Consider the following 4,028-nt stretch of genomic DNA (forward strand, 5'->3'; position numbering starts at 1 on the left):
CCTGCGGCGGCGGGGGCGGCGCCGCGGGCATGCCCGGGCCGCCACCGCGGCTGTTCGACGGGGTCGACGGCTTGGCGGGCGGACGGCCGCCGCGGCGCGCCTCGATCAGGCTGACGGCCCGCTCGGGCAGCCACGCGGACGCCGTACCGCTGTCGTCGGAGCCGGAGCCGAAGAGGTGCGGGGCCAGCTGGGCCTGGAGGTCGGCGGGGTTGGGGCGGGCCGTGGCCTCCATCTGCATGCAGGACTCGATCAGCGACCGCAGCTCGTCGGGGAGCCCTTCGAGGTCCGGGCCCTCCCGGAGCAGCATGAAAACCGTCTCCACCGGGTTCGCGCCGTGGAAGGGGGCATGGCCGGTGGCGGCGAACACGAGCATCGAGCCGAGCGAGAAGACATCGCTCGCCCCGGTCACGCTGCGTGAGTCCTTGGCCTGCTCCGGCGACATGTACGCGGGGGTGCCCACGGCGACGTTGGTCATCGTCAGCCGGGTGTTCGAGACGCCGGACGCGATACCGAAGTCGATCACGCGCGGCCCGTCCTCGACGACCAGAACGTTCGACGGCTTCAGGTCGCGGTGCACGAGGCCGGCGCCGTGGATGGACTGCAGCGCCTCCGCGACGCCCGCAGCCAGCCAGCGCACCGCCTGGGCGGGGAGCGGCCCGCACTCGGTCACTATCTCTTCGAGGGAGGGTGCGGGGACGTACGCGGTGGCCAGCCACGGCACTGCCGCGCGCGGGTCGGCGTCGACCACGGCCGCCGTGTAGAAGCCGGACACGGCTCGCGCCGCCTCGACCTCACGGGTGAAGCGGACCCGGAACAGCTGGTCCTCGGCGAGTTCCGTCCTGACCGTCTTGATCGCCACACGCCGGCCCGAAGCCGAGCGCGCGAGATAGACCAGCCCCATGCCGCCGGCACCCAGCCGTCCCAGCACCTCGAACGGCCCGATCCGCCGCGGATCGTGCTGCGTCAGCTGATCCACCACTTGCCTGCCACCTCCCCGTACGCGGCTGCGTTCCAGCCACTGCGCAGCGTCTCACCACCGAACCGCTCCGGCGGCACGCACCCCGATTCTTCCTGGCTCGGCCACCGGTTGCGAACCCGGGGGCGGATCTGGATGTCTCAGGGCGTCCTGGGACAAATACGTCGCGTCCCCCGCCCGGCACTCAGCCCTTCTCGGGGTTTTTCCGTGCATTTCAGTGCCTGGTCAACGCTGAAGAACAGCGAAAGACGCCCCTTGATTGTCGGTGACGACCGCCACGACCCCGTACGAAGTGTCGAAAGGAGCCACCTGAATTCGGCCGCCCAGTCCGATCACCGTACCGAGTACGGTTTCACAGTCCTCGACCGCGAAGTGCACGAGGAAGTGGGGCGGCATCTCGGCGGCGAAGACATCCCGGACCGCGCTCCGGCCGAAGTCCTCCGTGCCGACGTCGTCGGCCGCCGCGCCGGGGGTGCCGGCGCCCTCCTCACCAAGGCCCCCGAGAGGGACGTCCTCATAGAAGGGGGCGACGGCCTCCGGGTCCCGCGAGTACAGCTCGACCCGGCAGAAGGTGCCCGGTTCGTACCGCCGCTCGAAGCCGGCGTGCTCGGCGCCCTCCCAGAGCCCGAAGACGGCACCCTCGGGGTCGGCGGCGAGCGCCATCGTGCCGTACGGGCCCACGGGCACCGGCGTCGTGATCACCTGACCGCCCGCCTCCCGGATCCGGCGGACCGTCCCGGCGGCGTCGTGGGTCGCGAAGTGCACCGTCCAGACGGTGGGCATCCGCCCGTCCCTCTTGGGCACGAGCGCGGCGACGGCCAGGCCCTCGCTGTACGCCCATGTGGAGGTGGCGTGCGCCGCCTCGAAGGTCCATCCGAAGAGCTCCCCGTAGAAGCGCTTGCCCGCCTCCACGTCGGAGAGCTGGGCCTCGAGCCAGCAGGGGACCCCCTCCGCGAAACCGGCGGATGCGGCAGATGCCCTGGAATCGGCCATATGGCCAAGTTAATGGTCACCCCCGCATCCCGCAGAGTGGGCGCACCCGAGTGGCGTGAGGGTGGCCGAGAAGCGGTCGCACCCCATTTGCAGTCGGCCGAATCGCGCTCCGATCACCCCTCGGTAAGCTGACGGCATGACAGGACAAGTGCGTACCGTCGACGGCCGTGTGGCCGGACGGCGTGGGCAGGCGACTCGGCAGAAGCTGCTCGACTGCCTCAGCGAGATGCTCAGCTCGTCGCCCTACCGGGACGTCAAAGTCATTGACGTCGCGCGGAAGGCGGGCACGTCACCGGCGACCTTCTACCAGTACTTCCCGGACGTCGAGGGCGCCGTCCTGGAGATCGCCGAGCAAATGGCAAAGGAGGGCGCCGGGTTGACCGAGTTGCTCGAAGGGCGCTCCTGGGCCGGCAAGGCGGGCTGGCAGACCGCGCAGGAACTCGTCGACGGGTTCCTCGAGTTCTGGCGCAAAAACGATGCCATCCTGCGGGTCGTCGACCTGGGTGCCGCCGAGGGGGACAAACGGTTCTACAAGATCCGGATGAAGATCTTGAACTCCGTGAACAACTCCCTCACGGACACCGTCAAGGAGCTCCAGAGCAAGGGCAGGATCGACAAGGACGTGAGCCCGGCGGCGATGGCGGGTTCGCTCGTCGCGATGCTCGCGGCGGTCGCCTCGCACCAGAAGGGCTTCCAGTCCTGGGGCGTGAAGCAGGCCGAACTCAAGCCGAATCTGGCACTGTTGGTGCATATGGGCGTGACCGGCAAGAAGCCGACGAAGTAGTACGCCCGGGTGCCCGACCGGGTGCCCAGGTGGTGCGGATGCGGCACCCCCCACGAACTCCCCACGCCTTCCGGGCCGAATTCCTGTCACCCAGGCGGCAGTTCACCCACGTGGGCTGCCGCCTGGTCGCCGTCCGTGGTCGCGTCCGTGTCAGCGCGCTCAGTGACCCACCCTCCTTGGCAACACCCTGTGGCGGCGTCCCGTTCTGCGGTGTCCCGCTTGGTGGCGTGCCCCGCTCAGCGGCGTGCCCCGCTCAGCTGCATGTCCCGCTCAGCGGCGGACGATCCTGAAGAGCCGGATCTCCCGGCTGACCCGCGCCTGGTACGTCGCGTACGGCGGCCAGAAGCCCAGCACCACCTGCCACACCGCCGCCCGCTCCGCTCCCTCCAGCAGCCGGGCCCGGACGGGAATGTCCTCCCCGTTCCAGTTGATCTCGGCGTCCGGGTGGGCGAGCAGGTTCCCGGTCCACGCCGGATGATCGGTACGCCCGAAGTTGGACCCGATGAGTATCCAGCTCTCACCGCCCTCCTCCGGCATGCAGGCCAGCGGTGTACGCCGGGGCAGCCCGCTTTTGGCCCCGCGCGCCGTGAGCACGACGCCGGGCAGCATCTGGGCGCTGAGCAGGACTTTCCCGCGGGTCAGCCGGTGCACGGCGCGGTCCATCGCGGGGACGAGGTGCGGTGCGATCTTGGCGAAGGCGCGGGTCGAGGACACCTTCTGCACGAGGCGGACTCCTGGGGGCATCAGACCGTCACCTCCCGTCCGTCGAACAGGCGTGCGGCGTCGGCCGCGTACGCCCGCAGTCGGTGCACGGGCCCGAAGAGCAGCTCGTCGCCGACCGCCCGGTGGAAGTACCGATACGCCTCATTCTCCCAGGTGGACCCGGTCCCGCCGGGCAGCTGCACCCCCTCGGCCGCGGCGGTGCGCAGCGCCTCCAGCGCCTGGGCGAGCGCGAGCCCGCCGAGACGCTCACCCGTCTCCCGCCACCGCCCTTCCGAAGGGGCGCTTCGCGCCGCACCTCCTGATGGGCTCCCGATCGTCGCCCAAGCCGCGTAGTGGGCGGCCGAGCGCGCCGCCCGCACCTGTACGTACAGGTCGGCCAGCCGGTGCTTCACCGCCGGGAACGCCCCGACCGCCCGCTCGACCCGCTCGGCCCGCTCACGCTGCCTGACACAGGCGACGATCCGCTCCAGTACGTGGCCGGCGGCCCCGACGGCCTCCGCCGCGAGCACGGCGGCGGCCGCGTCCCCCACGGCGGCCAGCGCGCCCGCCGCG

At 71.1% G+C, this 4,028-nt stretch carries 5 protein-coding genes; 1 reads left to right on the top strand and 4 read right to left on the bottom strand.

Going from position 1 to position 4,028, the window contains the following annotated elements; translation table 11 throughout:
* A partial coding sequence (locus FGD71_RS35340) for a serine/threonine-protein kinase (protein ID WP_181359337.1) occupies nt 1-979 on the bottom strand: 979 nt, incomplete at its 3' end.
* Between the two features lie 222 nt (nt 980-1,201).
* Nucleotides 1,202-1,969: an AfsK-binding protein KbpA gene (kbpA, locus tag FGD71_RS35345; RefSeq protein WP_119104640.1), complete on the bottom strand. Its 768-nt coding sequence runs from the start codon at nt 1,967-1,969 to the stop codon at nt 1,202-1,204.
* Between the two features lie 136 nt (nt 1,970-2,105).
* On the opposite strand from kbpA, the gene FGD71_RS35350 reads away from it, so the two are divergent.
* A complete protein-coding gene (locus FGD71_RS35350) occupies nt 2,106-2,753 on the top strand; it encodes a TetR family transcriptional regulator (RefSeq protein ID WP_119104641.1) in 648 nt (215 codons plus the stop codon).
* Nucleotides 2,754-3,023: 270 nt separating this feature from the next.
* Here the strand turns inward: FGD71_RS35350 and FGD71_RS35355 are convergent, their stop codons facing one another.
* Both FGD71_RS35355 and FGD71_RS35360 read right to left on the bottom strand, forming a co-directional pair.
* Nucleotides 3,024-3,497: a nitroreductase family deazaflavin-dependent oxidoreductase gene (locus FGD71_RS35355; RefSeq protein ID WP_119104642.1), complete on the bottom strand. Its 474-nt coding sequence runs from the start codon at nt 3,495-3,497 to the stop codon at nt 3,024-3,026.
* A partial coding sequence (locus tag FGD71_RS35360) for an acyl-CoA dehydrogenase family protein (RefSeq protein ID WP_276147177.1) occupies nt 3,497-4,028 on the bottom strand: 532 nt, incomplete at its 5' end. The genes FGD71_RS35355 and FGD71_RS35360, both read right to left, overlap by 1 nt.

It is taken from the genome of Streptomyces sporangiiformans, assembly GCF_005768555.2.
Classification (GTDB): domain Bacteria; phylum Actinomycetota; class Actinomycetes; order Streptomycetales; family Streptomycetaceae; genus Streptomyces; species Streptomyces sporangiiformans.